Origin of the sequence: Flavobacterium sp. 5 (assembly GCF_002813295.1) — a bacterium.
In the GTDB taxonomy this organism is placed as follows: Bacteria; Bacteroidota; Bacteroidia; order Flavobacteriales; family Flavobacteriaceae; genus Flavobacterium.
Genome location: NZ_PHUE01000001.1, coordinates 2,138,143 through 2,165,069, shown reverse-complemented (window position 1 = coordinate 2,165,069; position 26,927 = coordinate 2,138,143). Strand labels below are relative to the sequence as shown.

1 protein-coding gene is annotated in these 26,927 nt (G+C 35.6%); it reads left to right on the top strand.

Features of this window, described 5'->3' with window-relative positions; genetic code table 11:
• Nucleotides 1–212: 212 nt before the first annotated feature.
• Nucleotides 213–26,891 (top strand): T9SS type B sorting domain-containing protein, encoded by a 26,679-nt coding sequence (locus tag CLU82_RS08750; protein ID WP_100842733.1) that lies wholly within the window; start codon nt 213–215, stop codon nt 26,889–26,891.
• Nucleotides 26,892–26,927: the final 36 nt, after the last annotated feature.

Genomic DNA, 26,927 nt, shown 5'->3' with positions numbered 1-26,927 from the left:
TATAAATCATAAAAAACAAGTGTTGATGAAACAATTTTAATAAAACTAAAATGCTATTTTTTAAGTTAAAAATTTATTTTTAACATAAAAATACACTTTCGTGTAAAAATTGAGTTAAAAAAAACAGCATTTAATTAAAATATTCTATTCGGTATAATTTATTCAGAGCCTCATTGGATAATTGTACCGAATAGAAATAAATATATGAACACATGAGAAAACCTACTTTTTCTAAACTTGGTCATTGGCTATTATCTATGTTTGAAAATTTATTTCAAACAATGTTATTTCTTAGTATTTCTATTGTGAATGAAATACAAAATTTGAAAAAACCCCTTTTTCAAAAAAAGACTATTTTAGCAATGCAAAGCAAAACTACTGCTTTTGCATTCTTTTTCTTTTTAATAATTACTCTATCTAGTTTTTCTAATATCGGTAAATCTGATATACGCAGAATCAATTTTAAAAGCATTGAATTAAGGGAAAACTTATTATTAATAGGTGATTCTTTAAAAAGTAAAGTATCTGAGGCTAATGATAAAGCGACTGTTACAGCTGCAATTCAGAATCCATTATTAAAATACGCACAATTGCCTTATGCTGGGCAAATTTCAACATGTACTGCTACTGGGGAACAATTATCTAAAATGTTTTTATGTGGAGGAAATGATTCTCGACTTATTGAGTCAGGAATAGTAGATCCACTAGTTACTGTTACTTGGGAAAGATTTATCTCAGGTGGGAGTTGTGTCACCGTGGCTAATAGTGATTGTCCTAATTCATCATTAGCGGCAGCTGCCTGTTGGAGTCAAATTGCAACCGGAAAAGATTATTTGGCAAATACTGCAGGGCAATTTAGAATTAGAATAAAAGCAAGTGACGGAACTTCAATATATTTTTATTTTAACGTATACCAAAATACTTTAGTTCCTACAGCTGTTACCAAAAGCAATATTGTTAAATATGCAGGAGGGACTTGTCAGATTGACGGTAAAATTACTGTAGGAGGATTTGGTACTGGTTACGAATATAGCTTTACTACAGGAACAACTCCAGTTACATGGCAAGATAGTAATGTGTTTACTACAGCAACACCTGGGATTTATACTGCATTTATTAGAGTAAAAGATGTTGTTGGTTCTTGTGAATTTAAAGTCATAAACCTAGAAATAAAAAGTTTAGATTTTAAAGTTACAACGTCAATTACATCACCAAAGTGTGACGGATCCAAAGGAAGTGTTCAAGTAATTACAAATGATGTAGGGCAACAATACAAATATGAAATTTTTAATAGTTCGAATGTATCAGGTGGTTCTTTAGGGCCTACTGGTAATTTGGATTATACTTTTCTAAATTTAAGTTCGGGAACTTATAGTATAGTAACTTCTATAGAAACTCCTTCTTGTACTATTGTTGATACACAAACAAATATAGTTGTTGCTAACGCTCCTAGTGCATTAACAGCTACTGCTAGCATAACGACAGGTTTATCGACTTGTGCTACAGGTCAAATTACGGTTACTCCAGCTGGTGGAACAGGACCTTATAAATATTTTGTAAATATTAATGGTACTGGATTCGTAGAAAATCCTACAAAAGTTATTATTGTTGATAAATCTGGAAGTTATGATATTCGTGTAGATGATGTAAACGGTTGTTCTGCAAGTAGTACAATTGTAACTGTTCCAGTTGTCGATAAACCAATTTATACTATTAATAAAGTTGATGGAGATTGTAACGGTGCATTAGGAAAAATTGAAATACTTGTTTCCAATGCCAATGGTTATACAATGAGTTATAAACTTAATGGAGCATCTTCTCAAAGTAGTAATGTTTATAGTAATCTTCTTCCTGGGATTTATAGCCTAGTTGTAAGATATAAAAAATCAGGAGTCAATAGTGGTAACAATTGTTCAGATCCTGCTATTTCAATTACAATTGGTGCTTCTACTGCTTTAACTGCTTCTGCAGGGGTAGCAGAATTGTCTGGTTGTGGCCCTGTAGGTAAAGAACTTTATGGAAAGGTTAGAATTGTAAATCCTCAAGGAGGTACACCTTATGCAGCACCTAATCTTTACAGATATAGTTTTGATAATAAAGCTACTTGGGTCACTTCCAACGAGGCTTATATGAATTATGGTGGACCATATACAGTTTATATAAAAGATTTGGCTGGATGTATGTATGCTATGACTGGTATCACTATAGATAAGAAACCTGATGCTCCAACAATTACTATCGATAATCCAGTTTTTAATTGTGACGGATCGGCAACGAGTACCGTAACCGTTACTAATAGTGGAAGTGGAGATCCTAAGTTTAGTTATGATTATTATATGGATGGAGTTCTTAATACTAGTACTCCTTCTAATATTTTCAAGAATGTTACTCAAGGAGATCATACTGTAACGGTAAATTATAATGTATTAAGTGTTTCTACCTATAGTAACTTATTACAAGAAGATTTTGGAAAAGGAGGATTTACTACTACACCAGGTATTAACCCTGCATATTGTTTTGAGGATGAAGCAACCACTCATAATTTACCAGGATATACCTGTAATACTGATGAATGGATTAATGATGGAGAGTATGCTGTTGCCAGTGCAATTAGAACAACTTTTGGCTCTTGGTTAGTTGCTAATGATCATACATTGCCAGACGATCCATTAGGAAGATTTTTATGTGTAAATGTTGGGGGTACAGCTGGTATTGGAGGTATTTTGTATAGTAAACCGATCAAAGATGTTATTGCTAACCAACCCGTAATAATTTCATTATGGGCAGAGAATTTAATTAAAAGTACTAAGCCAACTTATGATGATCCAAAATTAACAATTCAATTAGTAAATAATTTGAATGGTGTTGGTGGTACAGAAACAATTGTAGCAACTACTCCTGTAGCTTCTCCATGGGTAGTTCCTAAAAGTGACAAATGGGAATATAAAGAATTATCCCTTGATCCAGGAGCGTATACTAATTTAAGTTTTGTAGTTAGATCCTATAATAATGAATTCAATGGAAATGATGTTTTGATTGATGACATTTGGGTACGTCAAATACCAAAATCTTGTAATTCAATAGTTAGTTTCCCTTTAATTGTTGATGGTAGTAAAGCATTCTCTGCTGGTATAACAGGATACAAAGATGTACAATGTAATGGGCAAAGTAATGGAGAAATTACATTATCTGCCAAAAATTTCGATTCAGCTAAAGGGTTTCAATATACATTAGATGGTACAACCTGGATAACGGTAAAACCAGTTCCAGCTTCAACAAATGGCAGTGTTACAATACAAAATTTAGCGAGTGGTATTTATAATAAAATAAAAGTCCGCTACGACAATTCTGTTGGTAGTTGTACTTTTTCATTTGCTCAGGAGATTAAAATGCCAGCAGTTGTTAGTGTTACAGCTTCAGCAACTGCTCCAACTTGTTCTACAGGAGCAACTATTACTGCCATAGGTGCAGGTGGTTCACTCTCTGGTTATTGGTATGAATTAAGAAATACTACTGGAGGTGCAGTAGTTCGAGTATTTCAAAATAGTGATCAATTTACAAATGTTAGTACTGGAAATTATACAGTATTTGCAAGGGATGCTAATTCATGTGTTAGTCCTGTTGGTGCTCCAGTAAATATTGTTGCTCCACCAGCACTAACAGCCACTTTGGATGCTACTTCAGATTTATGTTATGATACAGTAGATAAAGCTAAACTAGTAGTAAAAGTGACAGGAGGTACAAGTCCATTTACGTATAGTTTAGATGGACAATCAGGTAGTAATCCTTTTTCTGATGTTGCACCAGGGACTCACACCATTTTAGTTACTGACAGTAAAAATTGTACAGCAACTATTGATAACATTATTATAGCGCAAGAATTAACTTTAACAGCAAAGTTAGATCAAGATTTAACATGTTTAGTAAATGCTTCTATATCTACTACAATAGCAGGAGGAAATGGAGGTCCATACACATATACTGTATCTCGTAACGGATTAGCAGCCACTGCAGTAGCTTCTTTCCCTTATACAGCTACACTTGCTGGAAGTTATGTTTTTACTGTTACTGATAGTAAAGGATGTAAGGCTACAAGTAATCCTATTACTGTTTCAGCAAAAACAACACCTACATTAAGTACAAATAAAACAGATATCACTTGTAATAATAAAAATGATGGTACTATTACTGTTACCGCAAGTAATGGTTTTACTACCACATATACTTATGCAATTAAATTAAGTTCAGCAGTAACTTATACAACTCAAACTACTAATCAGTTTATTAATTTAGCTGCTGGAACTTATAATATTAAAGTTATTGATAGTAAAGGTTGCGAATCTGCGGTTAGCGACGTTATCATAGTAAATCCAAGTGTTGTTACTGGCGAAATTAAAGCTACAGAGTTAGGTTGTAGTGGAACAGGAACAATAAATGCTGTGGTTACGGTTTTTAATCCAGCAGGAGGAACAGGACCTTATGAATATAGTTTTAATGGAAACACTAATTTTACTGGAACTAGTACTTACTCTACAGGAACGTCAGGTACAGTAACTGCTTATATTAAAGATAAAAATGGTTGTCAATTTGGACCTTTATCTGTAGTGATTAGCCCAAAAGTACTTATTACTGGTATTGATGTATTTTTTGAAACAGGTTTAGAGTGTCCAGCATATGAAGCTCATGTTAAATTTCAAGCAATAGGTGGATTATCACCTATTCGTTACCAAATTATTTCTGGTCCTTTTGGCTTTAGCTCAGCAGTTGTTTCAGATGGTGAATTTAAAAACCTTAAGCCTGGTGACTACATCTTCAGAGCGACCGATAAAAATGGATGTAGTTTTGACCGAGATTATCATGTAAGTGATGTACCAGATATAGTAGCTGGTGGTTCTATAGTAACACCGATTAAATGTTTTGGTGATAAAGGAACAATTCAATTTACAGTGAATGGTGTAAAAGACAGAGGTTATGATTATGTGATTAAGAATGCAGCTAATACAGTTATTCAAAGTGCTAATAATGTTAGTGAGACTATTACTACTATTAATGTGCCTACAGCACAACCAGCAGGAGTTTACACCATAACAGCTACTGACAGAAAAACAACTTGCTCTGTGACTTATGTAATAACACTTACACAGCCTAGTGCTGCATTATCGGTTACAAGTGCTACTCCAACGAAAATAAATTGTAAAGATGATAATTCACTAATTACAATTGTAGGGGCAAATGGAACTCCTAATTATTTGTATGCTTATGCCAAAAGTCCGTCAACTGTTCCTACATCGGCATACAATTCTAGTACTGTTCAGACTGTAGATACTAATTCAGGAGTTGATTTAACTTGGGATGTGTATATAAAAGATGCTAATGATTGTATTGCAAAAAAAACTATTACTATCCTTTTTGAGAATGTACCAACGATTAATACACCAGCCTCTCAATGTTATACGGGGACTGCCATTTCAGTTACTATTACAGGATCAGGTACAGGAGCTTTAACGTATAGTACAAATGGGACTACTTACGTTAGTGGATCAACTTTTAGTTTAACACCTGGGAATTATACTTTATATTTAAAAGATGGTTTTGGCTGTGTGGCATCTACACCATATGTTGTTGCAAATCAATTAACATTAACAGCAACACCAGCAGTAGATGTTACCTGTACAGCAAATACGACTATTAATTTATCAGCAACAGGAGGAACAGGTGCTTATACGTATGCAGTTTCATTTAATAGTGGTAGTTATACAACCACAACAAGTCCTTATGTAACGGCTATAGCTGGTACTTATAAATTTAGAGTTACCGATGCAGCAACACCAACTTGTACTGCATTTTCAACAGATGTACCAGTAATTACAAAAGCTACAGCTTTAACATTAAGCACTACACAAGTAGATGTAAAATGTAAAGGCGATGCTACAGGAAGTATTTCAATTACACCAACTTCAGGTAAACCAGGATATACTTATAGCACAACCAAAACCACTGCACCTTTTACTAATTATACCACTAGTAATCCTACTGGATTAACAGTTGGAACTTATACAGTAGTAATTACAGATGCTTTGGGTTGTACAGGAACTAAATCGGTTACTATAGCCGAACCGACAATTGCATTATCAGCTACAGCTGTAGCGCCAGCTACAACGACATGTAGTACATCGACTACTGTAACGGTTACTGCAACAGGAGGAACAGGAACTTACACGTATAGTTTTAAAGGTGGTGCTTTTATAACTGATAATTTTTATGTTGTAAATGACAATGGAACTGATCAGGTTATTTCATATCAAGTTAAAGATGCAAATGGTTGTATCACACTTTCTCAAAATATTACGGTTAAGAAATTAAATCCTCCAACAGGAATTAATTTGTCAGTACCAGCAAAAATCACATGTCTTGCTACTACCACTAGTATCACTTTGACATCAGTTGCAGGAGTTGCACCATTAGTTTATAGTATTGTTTCTGGTCCTACAATAAATACAACTGGAGCATCAAGTGGAACATTTACAGGATTGTTACCTGGTGATTACACATTCCAAGTTACTGATGTTTATGGTTGTTCAAAACAGGCTACAAAAACAATTGACCCAGCAGCTACGATAGCAGTTTCAGGAGTAAAAACGGATGAAAAATGTTTTGGAGCATTAGATGGCACAGCAACTTTTACAGTAACAGGAGCAAGTAGTTCAGGGAATTTCACCTATACTTTAAGTCCTAATACTGGAACAATTACAAAAACTGGAGATGTAGTAAAAGTTACTGGATTAGGAGCTAATACGTATTCTTTAGTAGTTAAAGATGTTACAACAGGTTGTACTTCTAATACTGCTTCAGTAATAGTTAGTGCAGCAACAGCAATTAATTATACAGTTAATGCTACGAAAATCAATTGTAAGACAACAGTATCTACTTTGACCTTTACAGGTGTAAGCGGAGGATCTCCAAGTTATACGTATGCATATGCTGCAAGTCCTTCAACAGTTCCGAGTACCGCTTATGATACAACAACAACAGTTGATACAGCAGTTTTAACTAGTAGTATTGATGTTTATGTAAAAGATACTAATGACTGTTTTGTAAAGAAAACTATTACTATCCTTTCGGAGAATGTACCAACGATTAATACACCAGCCTCTCAATGTTATACGGGGACTGCCATTTCAGTTACTATTACAGGATCAGGTACAGGAGCTTTAACGTATAGTACAAATGGGACTACTTACGTTAGTGGATCAACTTTTAGTTTAACACCTGGGAATTATACTTTATATTTAAAAGATGGTTTTGGCTGTGTGGCATCTACACCATATGTTGTTGCAAATCAATTAACATTAACAGCAACACCAGCAGTAGATGTTACCTGTACAGCAAATACGACTATTAATTTATCAGCAACAGGAGGAACAGGTGCTTATACGTATGCAGTTTCATTTAATAGTGGTAGTTATACAACCACAACAAGTCCTTATGTAACGGCTATAGCTGGTACTTATAAATTTAGAGTTACCGATGCAGCAACACCAACTTGTACTGCATTTTCAACAGATGTACCAGTAATTACAAAAGCTACAGCTTTAACATTAAGCACTACACAAGTAGATGTAAAATGTAAAGGCGATGCTACAGGAAGTATTTCAATTACACCAACTTCAGGTAAACCAGGATATACTTATAGCACAACCAAAACCACTGCACCTTTTACTAATTATACCACTAGTAATCCTACTGGATTAACAGTTGGAACTTATACAGTAGTAATTACAGATGCTTTGGGTTGTACAGGAACTAAATCGGTTACTATAGCCGAACCGACAATTGCATTATCAGCTACAGCTGTAGCGCCAGCTACAACGACATGTAGTACATCGACTACTGTAACGGTTACTGCAACAGGAGGAACAGGAACTTACACGTATAGTTTTAAAGGTGGTGCTTTTATAACTGATAATTTTTATGTTGTAAATGACAATGGAACTGATCAGGTTATTTCATATCAAGTTAAAGATGCAAATGGTTGTATCACACTTTCTCAAAATATTACGGTTAAGAAATTAAATCCTCCAACAGGAATTAATTTGTCAGTACCAGCAAAAATCACATGTCTTGCTACTACCACTAGTATCACTTTGACATCAGTTGCAGGAGTTGCACCATTAGTTTATAGTATTGTTTCTGGTCCTACAATAAATACAACTGGAGCATCAAGTGGAACATTTACAGGATTGTTACCTGGTGATTACACATTCCAAGTTACTGATGTTTATGGTTGTTCAAAACAGGCTACAAAAACAATTGACCCAGCAGCTACGATAGCAGTTTCAGGAGTAAAAACGGATGAAAAATGTTTTGGAGCATTAGATGGCACAGCAACTTTTACAGTAACAGGAGCAAGTAGTTCAGGGAATTTCACCTATACTTTAAGTCCTAATACTGGAACAATTACAAAAACTGGAGATGTAGTAAAAGTTACTGGATTAGGAGCTAATACGTATTCTTTAGTAGTTAAAGATGTTACAACAGGTTGTACTTCTAATACTGCTTCAGTAATAGTTAGTGCAGCAACAGCAATTAATTATACAGTTAATGCTACGAAAATCAATTGTAAGACAACAGTATCTACTTTGACCTTTACAGGTGTAAGCGGAGGATCTCCAAGTTATACGTATGCATATGCTGCAAGTCCTTCAACAGTTCCGAGTACCGCTTATGATACAACAACAACAGTTGATACAGCAGTTTTAACTAGTAGTATTGATGTTTATGTAAAAGATACTAATGACTGTTTTGTAAAGAAAACTATTACTATCCTTTCGGAGAATGTACCAACGATTAATACACCAGCCTCTCAATGTTATACGGGGACTGCCATTTCAGTTACTATTACAGGATCAGGTACAGGAGCTTTAACGTATAGTACAAATGGGACTACTTACGTTAGTGGATCAACTTTTAGTTTAACACCTGGGAATTATACTTTATATTTAAAAGATGGTTTTGGCTGTGTGGCATCTACACCATATGTTGTTGCAAATCAATTAACATTAACAGCAACACCAGCAGTAGATGTTACCTGTACAGCAAATACGACTATTAATTTATCAGCAACAGGAGGAACAGGTGCTTATACGTATGCAGTTTCATTTAATAGTGGTAGTTATACAACCACAACAAGTCCTTATGTAACGGCTATAGCTGGTACTTATAAATTTAGAGTTACCGATGCAGCAACACCAACTTGTACTGCATTTTCAACAGATGTACCAGTAATTACAAAAGCTACAGCTTTAACATTAAGCACTACACAAGTAGATGTAAAATGTAAAGGCGATGCTACAGGAAGTATTTCAATTACACCAACTTCAGGTAAACCAGGATATACTTATAGCACAACCAAAACCACTGCACCTTTTACTAATTATACCACTAGTAATCCTACTGGATTAACAGTTGGAACTTATACAGTAGTAATTACAGATGCTTTGGGTTGTACAGGAACTAAATCGGTTACTATAGCCGAACCGACAATTGCATTATCAGCTACAGCTGTAGCGCCAGCTACAACGACATGTAGTACATCGACTACTGTAACGGTTACTGCAACAGGAGGAACAGGAACTTACACGTATAGTTTTAAAGGTGGTGCTTTTATAACTGATAATTTTTATGTTGTAAATGACAATGGAACTGATCAGGTTATTTCATATCAAGTTAAAGATGCAAATGGTTGTATCACACTTTCTCAAAATATTACGGTTAAGAAATTAAATCCTCCAACAGGAATTAATTTGTCAGTACCAGCAAAAATCACATGTCTTGCTACTACCACTAGTATCACTTTGACATCAGTTGCAGGAGTTGCACCATTAGTTTATAGTATTGTTTCTGGTCCTACAATAAATACAACTGGAGCATCAAGTGGAACATTTACAGGATTGTTACCTGGTGATTACACATTCCAAGTTACTGATGTTTATGGTTGTTCAAAACAGGCTACAAAAACAATTGACCCAGCAGCTACGATAGCAGTTTCAGGAGTAAAAACGGATGAAAAATGTTTTGGAGCATTAGATGGCACAGCAACTTTTACAGTAACAGGAGCAAGTAGTTCAGGGAATTTCACCTATACTTTAAGTCCTAATACTGGAACAATTACAAAAACTGGAGATGTAGTAAAAGTTACTGGATTAGGAGCTAATACGTATTCTTTAGTAGTTAAAGATGTTACAACAGGTTGTACTTCTAATACTGCTTCAGTAATAGTTAGTGCAGCAACAGCAATTAATTATACAGTTAATGCTACGAAAATCAATTGTAAGACAACAGTATCTACTTTGACCTTTACAGGTGTAAGCGGAGGATCTCCAAGTTATACGTATGCATATGCTGCAAGTCCTTCAACAGTTCCGAGTACCGCTTATGATACAACAACAACAGTTGATACAGCAGTTTTAACTAGTAGTATTGATGTTTATGTAAAAGATACTAATGACTGTTTTGTAAAGAAAACTATTACTATCCTTTCGGAGAATGTACCAACGATTAATACACCAGCCTCTCAATGTTATACGGGGACTGCCATTTCAGTTACTATTACAGGATCAGGTACAGGAGCTTTAACGTATAGTACAAATGGGACTACTTACGTTAGTGGATCAACTTTTAGTTTAACACCTGGGAATTATACTTTATATTTAAAAGATGGTTTTGGCTGTGTGGCATCTACACCATATGTTGTTGCAAATCAATTAACATTAACAGCAACACCAGCAGTAGATGTTACCTGTACAGCAAATACGACTATTAATTTATCAGCAACAGGAGGAACAGGTGCTTATACGTATGCAGTTTCATTTAATAGTGGTAGTTATACAACCACAACAAGTCCTTATGTAACGGCTATAGCTGGTACTTATAAATTTAGAGTTACCGATGCAGCAACACCAACTTGTACTGCATTTTCAACAGATGTACCAGTAATTACAAAAGCTACAGCTTTAACATTAAGCACTACACAAGTAGATGTAAAATGTAAAGGCGATGCTACAGGAAGTATTTCAATTACACCAACTTCAGGTAAACCAGGATATACTTATAGCACAACCAAAACCACTGCACCTTTTACTAATTATACCACTAGTAATCCTACTGGATTAACAGTTGGAACTTATACAGTAGTAATTACAGATGCTTTGGGTTGTACAGGAACTAAATCGGTTACTATAGCCGAACCGACAATTGCATTATCAGCTACAGCTGTAGCGCCAGCTACAACGACATGTAGTACATCGACTACTGTAACGGTTACTGCAACAGGAGGAACAGGAACTTACACGTATAGTTTTAAAGGTGGTGCTTTTATAACTGATAATTTTTATGTTGTAAATGACAATGGAACAAATCAGGTTATTTCATATCAAGTAAAAGATGCAAATGGTTGTACAACGGTTTCTAATACGGTTACTGTTAATAAATTAAATCCTCCAACGGATTTGACTTTTACTCCATCAGGGCCTATAACATGTGCAACAACTTCCATTACTGTTACTTTAGGGCATACAGGAGGAGCTGGAACTTTACAATATGAAACAATCGCTCCATCACCAATAATAAGAGGTAAACAAACGTCAAATTCATTTGCAACATTAACTGCAGGAACTTATTTCTTTAAAGTTACTGATGCTAATGGTTGTTCTTATACAGAATCATATCCTATTAATGACGTTACTCCAATTGCTATTTCGCCAGCTAAATTGACAGATGTTGCTTGTTTTGGAAATAATACTGGATCTGGGACCTACACTGTATCAGGAAATGCAATAGTTGGGAATTATACTTTTGTATTAACTGTTGGAACATTAGGAGCTGGAACATTAACAAAATCTAATAATATTTTGACGTTGTCAAATGTAGCTACTGGAACTTATACAGTTGAAGTTACCGATACAGCTACACAATGTAAGGCAAATGCAACAATAATAATTAATCAACCAGCTGCGGGATTAACAGCAACATTTACGAAAGTAAATGCTAATTGTTTTGTTGCAACTTCAAAAGTTACGGTTACTCCATCAGGAGGAACATCTCCTTATACGTACGCTTATAAGCTTGACGGAGTAGCACCAGTTGCGGCAGATTATTTAAATACTACTAATGTTGGAGACTTAAACCCAACGACTAGTCCAAATTGGGATGTATGGGTAAAAGATAATCAAGGGTGTACTTTTAAATTAGATGTTACTGTTGCTAAGGATTTGGTTCCAACGGTAACTGCTGCTGTAATGAATCAATGTTCAGCTTCAGGAAGTACATTTACAATTAAAGCAACAGGTGCTTCGGGAGTTGCACCATATACATACACTATTAATACTGGTGTTGCGCCAAGTCCGGCTGATACTTTTACTGTTGCTGCAGGTACTTACACAATTACTGTAAAAGATGCTAATGGTTGTACGAATACTACTTCCGTTACTGTTAATGATGCATTAACGGCAAATGCTATTTTAGTTAAAGAATTAACTTGTTCAGCTCCAACGGATGCTAAAATTGATATTACTATTACTGGAGGGAAAGCTAATTTTAGTTTTAAAACTAAATATAACGGCGGAACTTATGGGTTAGCAACTGCAGTTGTTGGTAACACATTTAGCTATAACCCAACAGTTGCAGGAACGTACCAGTTCGAAATTACAGATGCGAATGCTTGTACTAAAGAAACTAACATTATCACTGTTAATCCTATAGTTAATCCAGTAATTACTGCTGTTGTTCAAACACAATTTATTAAATGTAATGGAGATAATGCAGGGATAATTAGAGTTGATATAGATGCAACAAAAGGTGTGGGACCATTTACATATAGTAAAGATGGTATTACATATCAATCTTCTAATATATTTACAGGTCTTATAGCTGGTTCTTATACTATTACTGTAAAAGATAGCAAAGGCTGTATTAATACTGTACCTGCCGGAATTACCATTAATCAGCCAAACACTATTACTTTTGATTTAACTAAAGTTGATATTACATGTAATGCGGCTACTGGGTCAAGTTTGGGTTCTATTACTGTGTCAAATGTTTTAGGAGGTACGGCTTCAGCTGCAACACCATTTAGATATTTTATAACTAATAATTTTGGTGATGTAATTGTTGGTAATCCTTATACGGCAATTAGTACAGGTCGTGAAAATCATACTTTTTCGATTATTAATTATGGAATTTATACAATTAATGCTATTGATGCTAATGGTTGTAGTTTTTCAAAACAAATTACGATTGCTTCACCACCTACTGATTTAACTATTGACGTTACTACTTTAACATCTAATTGTACAACAGGTGGTACAGCTAATGTTAAAGTAATATCAGCAGTAGGTAGTGGTAATTATGAATTTGGTATTTTAGAATTTAATACTTCTCCTTATACAACTACTTGGATTGCACCAGATGTAGTTGGTGGAAGTACAGCGACTTTCACTAATCTTGTTCCTGGAGTGACTTATACATTTGTTGTACATGATAAAACAACTCAATGTTATTATGTAAAAGCTGCCAATCAGCCAATTCTGCCAGCGTCTACTTTGACTTCTGTAGTTACTCCTCATAATGTTACTTGTAAAGGTGCTCATGATGGAAGTGTTACTTTTACTCTTAGTGGGTTAGATGCTACGACAACTAGTGTAGATTATCAAATATTTAATTCTTTTTCTAACGTTGCGGTTGGTGCTGTTGCGAATTTATCTGTGACAGGTTTACCACCTTATACTGTTACACTTCCAAGTCCAGGAAGTTTATTTCCAGGACAGTATTATATTAAATTTATTGAAAATGGAACAGGATCATTTAATGGATGTAAATCTGCTTCAGCTATTTTTGAAATAAAAGAATCGTCTGTTGCTCTATCTATTTCAGCTTCTGTTGTTAAAAATGAAAACTGTAATAATTTAGGAATTATAACTGCATTAGCCAAAGACGGTACAGCTGCTTATTTGTATATGATTACAAATTCTGCAACTGCACCACTTGCAACTAATCCAGCTTGGAATAGCACAAGTACATTCACTAAAGCAGCAGGAACTTATTATGTGCATGTAAAAGATGCTAATGGATGTATTCAACCAAGTGCAGTAGTTAATTTAACAAAAGACCCTAGTCCAGTTATTGCTTTAAGTGTTGTTAACAAATGTGTTGCTGAAGGAACTTTCAGCATCAATGTTACTCAAACAACTGCAGGAACTGGTGCTTATACAATTAGTGTTGACAACAGTACTTTTACAAGTATAGCAGGTTTATCATATATTGTTACAGGATTAAATTCTGGTCCTCATACTATTATTATTAAAGATGTTAATGGTTGTACAGATACGAAGTCAATTACTATTGATAAACCATTAGTAGCTACACCAGCAATTACTACATTGCCAACTTGTGCCAATAATGATGGTATAATTACTATGTCGGGTACAGGAGGTGCAGGTCCTTATAGTTATACTATTAGTCCAGTTGCAGGAACTATTGCAGGAAACGTTATTTCTGGATTGCCAGCAGGAACGTATACTGTTACAATGAAAGATTCTGCTACACCAACGAATTGTACAACTACAGCATCGGTGACTCTAAGTGCTCCAACACCAGTAACTTTTACAACAGTAACAGCACCGGTAGCTTGTAATGGTGATTCGAATGGTATTATTACAGTTACCTTAAGTGCAGGTAATGATAATCCTAATTATACTTACGAAATTATAGCTGGACCTACAACACGTTTGGCTCAATCTTCAAATGTGTTTACTGGATTACCTACAGGAAGTTATACGGTGAAAGTGAACTCTGGTAGAGGTTGTTCAACTTCAAAACCTAATGTAGTTGTTGGTACTCCAACACCATTAGCTGCAACTTCAGTTATAACGACTCCATTAACTTGTGGTGCAGGAAATGTTGCTCAACAAGCTACAGTTACAGTTACAGCTACTCCTGGAACTGGTACAAGCCCTTATCAATATAGTTTTGATAATGGATTAAATTATTCTACTACTAATACGTATAAATCTTATGTAGGAATAACATTTGATGTGAAAGTAAAAGATGCTAATGGATGTATTTTTACTTTAACTAACGGTGTTAATATTCCAGTATTAAAGGCGCCTACTCAGATGGATATTGTAGGTACTCCAATTTGGTGTTCACCAGCTGCTAAAACTACCAGTACAGTAACTATTAGTAATGTTATAAATGGAATAGCTCCGTTTACATTCCAAAATATTACTTCGGGTACTTCTAGTCCAACAGGATCTTTTGCAGGATTATTAGCTGGCGATTACATATTCCAAGTAACCGATTCTAATGGATGTACTTACGAAGAATTATACACTGTTAAAGCAGTAGTTCCAATTGCTATAGAGGGAGCATTGGTAAGTGACATTTCATGTAATGTTGCCAATGGATTAAATACTACTGGATCTGCTAAATATACAGTAACCGGATTTAGTTCAACAGGTAATTACACAGTGTTGACTTCACCATTAGTTCCAGCAGCCCAAATTAGTAAAGTTGGCGATGTTATTACTTTAACAGGACTTTCAGCAGGAACTTATACAGTTACAGTTACCGATAATACTACAGGTTGTACTAAAAGCGATGCTGTTACGTTAACAGAACCGGTTGCTATTGCTTTGACAACTAGTGCTAGTAAAGTATACTGTTCTAAGGATATTTCAAAAATCACAGTAAGTGGTGTAACAGGAGGAACAGGTGTTTATACTTATGCAGTTGTAAAAGCAGGAGCACTTGCTCCAATAGCTTCAGCATATAGTAGTGATCCGGTACTTTCAGTAGATACAAATCTTACTGATTTATCATGGGATGTTTATGTTAAAGATGCTAATGGATGTGTTTCTGTAAAAGTTACTACACCAGTAGTATACAATATACCACCAACGATCTTGCCTCCAGCTTCACAGTGTTTTGTTGGAGCAGCTTTAACTGTTAACTTAAATGGTTTAACTACTGTTTACGGTGGGGTTAAAACATATACGGTAAATGGTTTAGCTATTGCTACATCTATAGCTACGTTTAATGCAGCAGGTACTTATACATTAGGTATTAAAGATGATAATGGATGTGAGGCTTTTGTTCCTTATGTTATAGAAAAGCAATTATTAGCATCCGCTACTTTAACAAAAGACTTGTATTGTACAGCTCCAGTTAATGCAACAATTGATGTTGTTATAAAAGATGGAAAAGCACCATATTCATATCAAATGTATTTGAATGGATCGGCTACAGGATCAGTAACAGCAGTTGTAGGAACAGGCTTTACTGCTTCGGTTGGAACAGCAGGTACGTACCATTTTATCATAACAGATAGTAACGGAGCAGCTTGTTCAGTAACAACCAATACAGTTGTTGTAAACACACCAGCAACACCAACTTTTACAAAAACACAAACTAATGTGAGTTGTACAGGAGGTGCTAACGGAAGTATTACGATAATTCCAGCAACAGGAGTTGCGCCATATAGTTTTGCATTGACAGGTCCGGTAGTAAATCATACAGGAGATGCTACAGGAATTTACACAGGATTAATAGCAGGTTCCTATACCATGGTAATAACCGATTCTAAAGGCTGTACTTCGGTAGCAGCTCCAGCGATTGTTATCACAGAGCCAGTTGTATTAACAGCAACGGCTTCATTCCCTGCTAATAGTACTTGTAGTGTTGCTACAGTTATAACTGTAGTTGGTCATAATGGTACGCAAACAGGCAGTGGTACTGGATACTATTATAGTTTTGATAATGGCGTAACATATGATACGTCTAATAAGTTTACCGTTAATGATAATGGTTCAATTCAAACTATTATGTACTCTGTAAAAGATGCTAATGGATGTACAACAGTGCCACAACCTATAGTTGTTAATCCGTTGAACAAACCAACAGATTTGGCATTTGTACTTACAGTAGCACCAACTTGTCCAGCACCAACAGCAACAGTAACTCTTACAGCTACTAATGGAGTTGGTACGTTACAATTTGAAACTATTGCACCTTCTCCAATGATTATTGGCAAGCAAGGAAATGTTTTTGCAAACTTGATTCCTGGTGACTATACTTTCCAGGTAACCGATGCTAATGGATGTACTTACGAAGAATTATACACTGTTAAAGCAGTAGTTCCAATTGCTATAGAAGGCGCATTGGTAAGTGATATTTCATGTAATGCTTCTAATGGATTAAATACTACTGGATCTGCTAAATATACAGTAACTGGATTTAGTTCAACAGGTAATTACACAGTGTTGACTTCACCATTAGTTCCAGCAGCCCAAATTAGTAAAGTTGGCGATGTTATTACTTTAACAGGACTTTCAGCAGGAACTTATACAGTTACAGTTACCGATAATACTACAGGTTGTGCTAAAAGCGATGCTGTTACGTTAACAGAACCAGTTGCTATTGCTTTCACAACTAGTGCTAGTAAAGTATATTGTTCTAAGGATATTTCAAAAATCACAGTAAGTGGTGTAACAGGAGGAACAGGTGTTTATACTTATGCAGTTGTAAAAGCAGGAGCACTTGCTCCAATAGCTTCAGCATATAGTAGTGATCCGGTACTTTCAGTAGATACAAATCTTACTGATTTATCATGGGATGTTTATGTTAAAGATGCTAATGGATGTGTTTCTGTAAAAGTTACTACACCAGTAGTATACAATATACCACCAACGATTTTGCCTCCGGCTTCACAGTGTTTTGTTGGCGCAGCTTTAACTGTTAACTTAAATGGTTTAACTACTGTTTACGGTGGGGTTAAAACTTATACGGTAAATGGTTTAGCTATTGCTACATCTATAGCTACGTTTAATGCAGCAGGTACTTATACATTAGGTATTAAAGATGATAATGGATGTGAGGCTTTTGTTCCTTATGTTATAGAAAAGCAATTATTAGCATCCGCTACTTTAACAAAAGACTTGTATTGTACAGCTCCAGTTAATGCAACAATTGATGTTGTTATAAAAGATGGAAAAGCACCATATTCATATCAAATGTATTTGAATGGATCGGCTACAGGATCAGTAACAGCAGTTGTAGGAACAGGCTTTACTGCTTCGGTTGGAACAGCAGGTACGTACCATTTTGTAATAACAGATAGTAACGGAGCTGCTTGTTCAGTAACAACCAATACAGTTGTTGTAAACACACCAGCAACACCAACTTTTACAAAAACACAAACTAATGTGAGTTGTACAGGAGGTGCTAACGGAAGTATTACGATAATTCCAGCAACAGGAGTTGCGCCATATAGTTTTGCATTGACAGGTCCGGTAGTAAATCATACAGGAGATGCTACAGGAATTTACACAGGATTAATAGCAGGTTCCTATACCATGGTAATAACCGATTCTAAAGGCTGTACTTCGGTAGCAGCTCCAGCGATTGTTATCACAGAGCCAGTTGTATTAACAGCAACGGCTTCATTCCCTGCTAATAGTACTTGTAGTGTTGCTACAGTTATAACTGTAGTTGGTCATAATGGTACGCAAACAGGCAGTGGTACTGGATACTATTATAGTTTTGATAATGGCGTAACATATGATACGTCTAATAAGTTTACCGTTAATGATAATGGTTCAATTCAAACTATTATGTACTCTGTAAAAGATGCTAATGGATGTACAACAGTGCCACAACCTATAGTTGTTAATCCGTTGAACAAACCAACAGATTTGGCATTTGTACTTACAGTAGCACCAACTTGTCCAGCACCAACAGCAACAGTAACTCTTACAGCTACTAATGGAGTTGGTACGTTACAATTTGAAACTATTGCACCTTCTCCAATGATTATTGGCAAGCAAGGAAATGTTTTTGCAAACTTGATTCCTGGTGACTATACTTTCCAGGTAACCGATGCTAATGGATGTACTTACGAAGAATTATACACTGTTAAAGCAGTAGTTCCAATTGCTATAGAAGGCGCATTGGTAAGTGATATTTCATGTAATGCTTCTAATGGATTAAATACTACTGGATCTGCTAAATATACAGTAACCGGATTTAGTTCAACAGGTAATTACACAGTGTTGACTTCACCATTAGTTCCAGCAGCCCAAATTAGTAAAGTTGGCGATGTTATTACTTTAACAGGACTTTCAGCAGGAACTTATACAGTTACAGTTACCGATAATACTACAGGTTGTGCTAAAAGCGATGCTGTTACGTTAACAGAACCAGTTGCTATTGCTTTCACAACTAGTGCTAGTAAAGTATATTGTTCTAAGGATATTTCAAAAATCACAGTAAGTGGTGTAACAGGAGGAACAGGTGTTTATACTTATGCAGTTGTAAAAGCAGGAGCACTTGCTCCAATAGCTTCAGCATATAGTAGTGATCCGGTACTTTCAGTAGATACAAATCTTACTGATTTATCATGGGATGTTTATGTTAAAGATGCTAATGGATGTGTTTCTGTAAAAGTTACTACACCAGTAGTATACAATATACCACCAACGATTTTGCCTCCGGCTTCACAGTGTTTTGTTGGCGCAGCTTTAACTGTTAACTTAAATGGTTTAACTACTGTTTACGGTGGGGTTAAAACTTATACGGTAAATGGTTTAGCTATTGCTACATCTATAGCTACGTTTAATGCAGCAGGTACTTATACATTAGGTATTAAAGATGATAATGGATGTGAGGCTTTTGTTCCTTATGTTATAGAAAAGCAATTATTAGCATCCGCTACTTTAACAAAAGACTTGTATTGTACAGCTCCAGTTAATGCAACAATTGATGTTGTTATAAAAGATGGAAAAGCACCATATTCATATCAAATGTATTTGAATGGATCGGCTACAGGATCAGTAACAGCAGTTGTAGGAACAGGCTTTACTGCTTCGGTTGGAACAGCAGGTACGTACCATTTTGTAATAACAGATAGTAACGGAGCTGCTTGTTCAGTAACAACCAATACAGTTGTTGTAAACACACCAGCAACACCAACTTTTACAAAAACACAAACTAATGTGAGTTGTACAGGAGGTGCTAACGGAAGTATTACGATAATTCCAGCAACAGGAGTTGCGCCATATAGTTTTGCATTGACAGGTCCGGTAGTAAATCATACAGGAGATGCTACAGGAATTTACACAGGATTAATAGCAGGTTCCTATACCATGGTAATAACCGATTCTAAAGGCTGTACTTCGGTAGCAGCTCCAGCGATTGTTATCACAGAGCCAGTTGTATTAACAGCAACGGCTTCATTCCCTGCTAATAGTACTTGTAGTGTTGCTACAGTTATAACTGTAGTTGGTCATAATGGTACGCAAACAGGCAGTGGTACTGGATACTATTATAGTTTTGATAATGGCGTAACATATGATACGTCTAATAAGTTTACCGTTAATGATAATGGTTCAATTCAAACTATTATGTACTCTGTAAAAGATGCTAATGGATGTACAACAGTGCCACAACCTATAGTTGTTAATCCGTTGAACAAACCAACAGATTTGGCATTTGTACTTACAGTAGCACCAACTTGTCCAGCACCAACAGCAACAGTAACTCTTACAGCTACTAATGGAGTTGGTACGTTACAATTTGAAACTATTGCACCTTCTCCAATGATTATTGGCAAGCAAGGAAATGTTTTTGCAAACTTGATTCCTGGTGACTATACTTTCCAGGTAACCGATGCTAATGGATGTACTTACGAAGAATTATACACTGTTAAAGCAGTAGTTCCAATTGCTATAGAAGGCGCATTGGTAAGTGATATTTCATGTAATGCTTCTAATGGATTAAATACTACTGGATCTGCTAAATATACAGTAACCGGATTTAGTTCAACAGGTAATTACACAGTGTTGACTTCACCATTAGTTCCAGCAGCCCAAATTAGTAAAGTTGGCGATGTTATTACTTTAACAGGACTTTCAGCAGGAACTTATACAGTTACAGTTACCGATAATACTACAGGTTGTGCTAAAAGCGATGCTGTTACGTTAACAGAACCAGTTGCTATTGCTTTCACAACTAGTGCTAGTAAAGTATATTGTTCTAAGGATATTTCAAAAATCACAGTAAGTGGTGTAACAGGAGGAACAGGTGTTTATACTTATGCAGTTGTAAAAGCAGGAGCACTTGCTCCAATAGCTTCAGCATATAGTAGTGATCCGGTACTTTCAGTAGATACAAATCTTACTGATTTATCATGGGATGTTTATGTTAAAGATGCTAATGGATGTGTTTCTGTAAAAGTTACTACACCAGTAGTATACAATATACCACCAACGATTTTGCCTCCGGCTTCACAGTGTTTTGTTGGCGCAGCTTTAACTGTTAACTTAAATGGTTTAACTACTGTTTACGGTGGGGTTAAAACTTATACGGTAAATGGTTTAGCTATTGCTACATCTATAGCTACGTTTAATGCAGCAGGTACTTATACATTAGGTATTAAAGATGATAATGGATGTGAGGCTTTTGTTCCTTATGTTATAGAAAAGCAATTATTAGCATCCGCTACTTTAACAAAAGACTTGTATTGTACAGCTCCAGTTAATGCAACAATTGATGTTGTTATAAAAGATGGAAAAGCACCATATTCATATCAAATGTATTTGAATGGATCGGCTACAGGATCAGTAACAGCAGTTGTAGGAACAGGCTTTACTGCTTCGGTTGGAACAGCAGGTACGTACCATTTTGTAATAACAGATAGTAACGGAGCTGCTTGTTCAGTAACAACCAATACAGTTGTTGTAAACACACCAGCAACACCAACTTTTACAAAAACACAAACTAATGTGAGTTGTACAGGAGGTGCTAACGGAAGTATTACGATAATTCCAGCAACAGGAGTTGCGCCATATAGTTTTGCATTGACAGGTCCGGTAGTAAATCATACAGGAGATGCTACAGGAATTTACACAGGATTAATAGCAGGTTCCTATACCATGGTAATAACCGATTCTAAAGGCTGTACTTCGGTAGCAGCTCCAGCGATTGTTATTACTGCTCCAGCTGTATTAACAGCAACGGCTGTCGTAACACCATTAGGTTGTTCTAGTACTAATATGCCTAAAGATGCTGTAGTTACTATTACTGCTCTTGATGGAACATCTCCATACAGTTACAGTTTTGATGGCGGAGTAACTTTCCAATTATCTCCTTCTTTTGCAGTAAATTCAGCACAAACCATTAATTATGTGGTTCTTGATGCTAATAATTGTAGCATTAATGGTTCTGCTACTGTTTTAGGTTATACACCGCCAACAGATATGGACATTTCTGCGAGTGCAATTTATTGTATTACACCGGGAACGGTTGCTACAGTTACTGTAAATTCAGTAGTAGGTGGCGTAGCTCCTTATACTTATGAAATTATTTCACCAGCAGCTTCTGTAACTTTACCAAGTCTTGGAAATAGTTTTACAAACTTAGCTCCTAATACTTATGTGATTAAAGTAACAGACAAGAATGGATGTAATACAACTAAGATTTTTGAATTAAAAGAAGCATCTAAAATTGCTGTTACAGCTCAATTAATTAGTGATGTTCTTTGTAAAAACGACGATACAGGTGCAGTAGATTTAACTGTTTCTAATTATATTACGGCTGGGAATTATACATATAATATAACACCAGCAACTGGTACATTTACACAAAATGGAGACGTTATCAGTTATACTGGTCTTAGTGTGGGTAATTATACTTTCACTGTAATTGATGGAGTTTCAGGTTGTACTGCAAGTGTTGCTAATTTTATTGTAAGCGAACCAGCAATGGCACTGTCCTCAACGTCTGTAGCTACAAATATTAATTGTAACAAAGATACTGCTACAATTACTGTAACTGCGATTGGAGGTACAGGTACTTATAAATATGCAGTAGCAAGAGCGTCAGATGCTCCTCCAGCAATATCTAGTTTTGTTGCCAGCAAAGAATTAGTTGTAGATACTAATGGTGGAGTAGATATGAATTGGGTTGTGTATGTAATAGACGCCAATGGTTGTCCAACAAATAATCCTCAAGCGATTCTTGTAGATGTTAATCCAACTATTGCAAGTGCAGTTCCGACTCAATGTCCGAGTGCGACAGGAACATATACGATTACAGTTACAGCATCTGGATTTAGTTCAGCATTAGAGTATAGTGTAGATGGAGTTAGTTTCCAAACAAGTAATATCATTACAGTAAATGCTTCTGGAATGTATAATGTTACTGTAAAAGATGCTAATGGATGTATTTCAACTCCAACGGCAGTAACTATTTTAAAACCGATTGCTTTAGAAACAGATATCACAGCGTTACCAAGCTGTACAGTTAATAATGGAATCATTACTGCAACTGCAACGGGTGGTTCTGGAAATTATAGCTACAAATTGGGAGCAGTTACATTGACTACTACTCCGGCTGTTTTCAATGGCTTAGCTTCAGGAAATCAAACTATTGTGGTTACTGATCTTACAACAAATTGTACAGATACGGTAGTGCTTAATTTAACACCTGCTACATCTGTTACTGGTTTTGCTTTGAGCATGACTCCAGTTACTTGTAATGCTGGTAATAATGGTACGATTACAGCAACTATGACTACACCAGCGGTTGGTACAAATGACAATCCAGTTTATATGTACAGTTTGAATGGAGGTATTCCTCAAGCATCTAATGTATTTACAGGATTAGCCGCAGCTAACGGTTATAGCGTAACAGTAACTTCTGGTAGAGGTTGTACAGCGACAGCTACTATTGACGTAACTCAACCGCTTCCAATAGTTGTATCAGCTCCTATCGTTACTGAGTTTGGTTGTATTACAGGTAACGGAACTAATTATGCAGCAATTACTGTAAATGTTCCAACAGGTGGTTCTAACGTGTTCCCTACTTATGAGTTTATAATGATTAAAAATGGTAGTCCAATTATTGTTCAAAAAGGGAACAACCCAGTTTATACAGAAACCGATTTATTAGGAGGTAATTATATTATCAATGTATACGACAGTAAAGGATGTGTAGGAACAAATACAGCAATAATTAAACCATTTATTGGAATTGATTTTGCTACTCCTTCGGCAGTAACTGTAACTAATCCTATTACTTGTCTTAATAACGAAGATATAATGGTTAATGTTTCAAACATTGGTGGTGTACCTGCGTCGTTAAATTATACTATTGTAGCGACTGCGTCAAATGTGTTACCTTATCCTTCGCAAACGAATAATACAGGTCAGTTCACAAATTTAACAGTTGGAAGCTATACAATTACTGTTACCAATCCAGTAACAGGATGTAGCATTAAGACTGTTCATTATGTAAACGAACCAAATACATTTGTTATAGTTCCTAGTAATCTTAAAAATGTGGTTTGTTATGGAACCTCTACAGGAAGTGTTGATTTAACTTTTGTTGATAATCAATTGATTCCTGTTGACAATGCAGGTCCATTTAGGTATACTATTGCTGGTCCAGCAGGTACAAGCCCTTTCATAACAACTACGGGAGCTAAAATTAATATTCCAAATTTACCAGCGGGAGTTTATACTATTAAGGCAACATTGATTGCTACTCCATCTTGTGAAGTTGAAACAACTTTTACAATTGAACAGCCATTATCTATATTGAAAATTTCAGAAACTCATACTCCAATCACTTGTGATCCTGGTAATGATGGAACAATTTCAGTAAGTGCAGAAGGCGGTTGGCCAGGAAGCTATCAATATGAATTGATTGGTTCTACTGGAAGTGTGGGGTATTCAACTCAAAATTATTTTGCTGATTTAAGTGCAGGACTTTATACTTTAAATGTTAAAGATATAAATGGTTGTGTTGAAACAACAACTGTAAATTTGAGCGTGCCAACACCAATAGTTGTTACAGCAAGTGCTACAGCAAATGTATTATTGTGTAATGGAGATACAAGTGGAGAAATCATTGTTAATCCTCCAACTGGTGGTCAGGGAAGTAATTATTCTTATATTTTAAATTATATTTCTGTTAGTCCGGCTTTCTCTTCTGCAGCTCAGACGAGTCCTGTTTTCTCTGGACTTAGAGCAGGTACATATTCAGTAACAGTTGTAGATGGTCTTGGTTGTATTTCGCAGCCAACAGCAAATATAATAATAGCTGAGCCAACAAAAGTTGAGGCAACACTATCATTGACTAGTGATGTAACTTGTCAAATTGATGCTACACTTACTTTGAATGTAACTGGTGGCGTTGGTCCGTATGTATATAGTACAGATGTGAATTTTACAACAATATCAGCATCATTTGCATCATCAACTATATTTAGTGTTGCTGTTGGTGATCATCAGTATTATGTTAGAGATGCTAATGGTTGTGTTAGTTTTATTTCAAACAATGTTACTATAAACGCATTAAAACCTTTAACTCTTATTGTAGATTTAAGTAATGCATTAGTTAATTGTAAAGGCTCTGCAACAGGAGTTATTGATGCAGAAGCTTTTGGAGGTTTAGGTGATTATAAGTACACATTATTAGATGGTGCTAAAAACGCAATTAGACCTGTTCAGACAACTGGTTATTTTGATATTCTTCCTGCTGGCAATTATTTTGTACGTGTAGATAGTGGAGATTGTCAGTATGATTCAGCAGAAATCACTATTTCTGAGCCATCTAAAGCATTATTGTCATCGTTTACTGTAACTCCTATTACTTGTTACAGTAATAATGATGGTAAAATAGTAATTGCTGCTTCTGGTGGAACTGGTAATATTTCTTATGCAATTTCACCTGATTTGAATCAATCTTTTGAAACTGGTAATTTTACGAATTTAGAGCCAGGTTTATATGATGTACTTGTACAAGATCAAAATGGTTGTTTTGTTTTACTTAAAGATATTGAAGTTAAAGAGCCACTGGAAATTGTTGCAAGTGTTGTCCCACTTTCTATCAAACAAGAAATTTGTGATGGTGAGAAAAATGCTGCTTTCAGTATTGTAATTTCTGGAGGAGTAGGACCTTACAGTACTAGTCTTGATAATAGTAAAGGAACTTATGTTCTGAATCAAGTTGACTTTACTGGTTTATCAGGAGGTACTCATACTGTTTACATTAAAGATTTTAACACTTGTTCACGTGGTTTAATTGTGCCGTTGGATGCTGCTGTTATTTTGAATCCAGTTGCAAATGTCACTTATGATTGTGTTAATAATTCGCCTGCTAATAAAGTTATTATGACTATTGATATTAGTAATAATGATGCCGATGTGGTTTATTCATTAGATGGAGATGGTATAGCACCAGCTTTACCAGTACAGACTAGTAAAGTTTTCCTTAATTTAGCTCCTGGTGATCATTATATTATGGCGCATCATAAAAATGGTTGTGTTGATGCTACTGTAGTTTTCCCAGTAGACCAAGTAGATCCTTTGGCTATGACATTAGATTTAGGTAAATTAAATGAAATTGTGGCAACAACAACAGGTGGTTCAGGTGTGTATCATTATTCTGTAAATGGAGAAGATATTGGTTCTAACAATAAATACGTTTTTTACCATAGTGGTGATTATACATTTACGGTAACTGATACTAACGGTTGTTCATTAACTGTTACGAAGCATTTTGATTTCATAGATATTGATATTCCAAATGTCTTTACTCCAAATGGTCATGGTCCTAATGATACTTGGAAACCAACCAAGACAGAGAACTACCCGGATCTTCAATTTGTTGTATATGACCGTTATGGTCGTGAAGTAGGTCGTTTTGGAGCAGGTCAGTCTTGGGATGGTAAATACAAAAATGCAGAGTTACCAATGGGTGATTACTGGTACGTTTTGAAACTTAGAAATTCTAGAGATGATCGAGAGTTTATAGGACACTTTACCCTTTACAGATAACAAAAGTGAGAGGAGTTATCCATAATGAAAAATAAT

Coding starts and splice junctions, on each gene's coding strand:
- CLU82_RS08750 (WP_100842733.1), top strand. CDS start 213: ATGAGAAAACCTACTTTTTCTAAACTTGGTCATTGGCTATTATCTATG.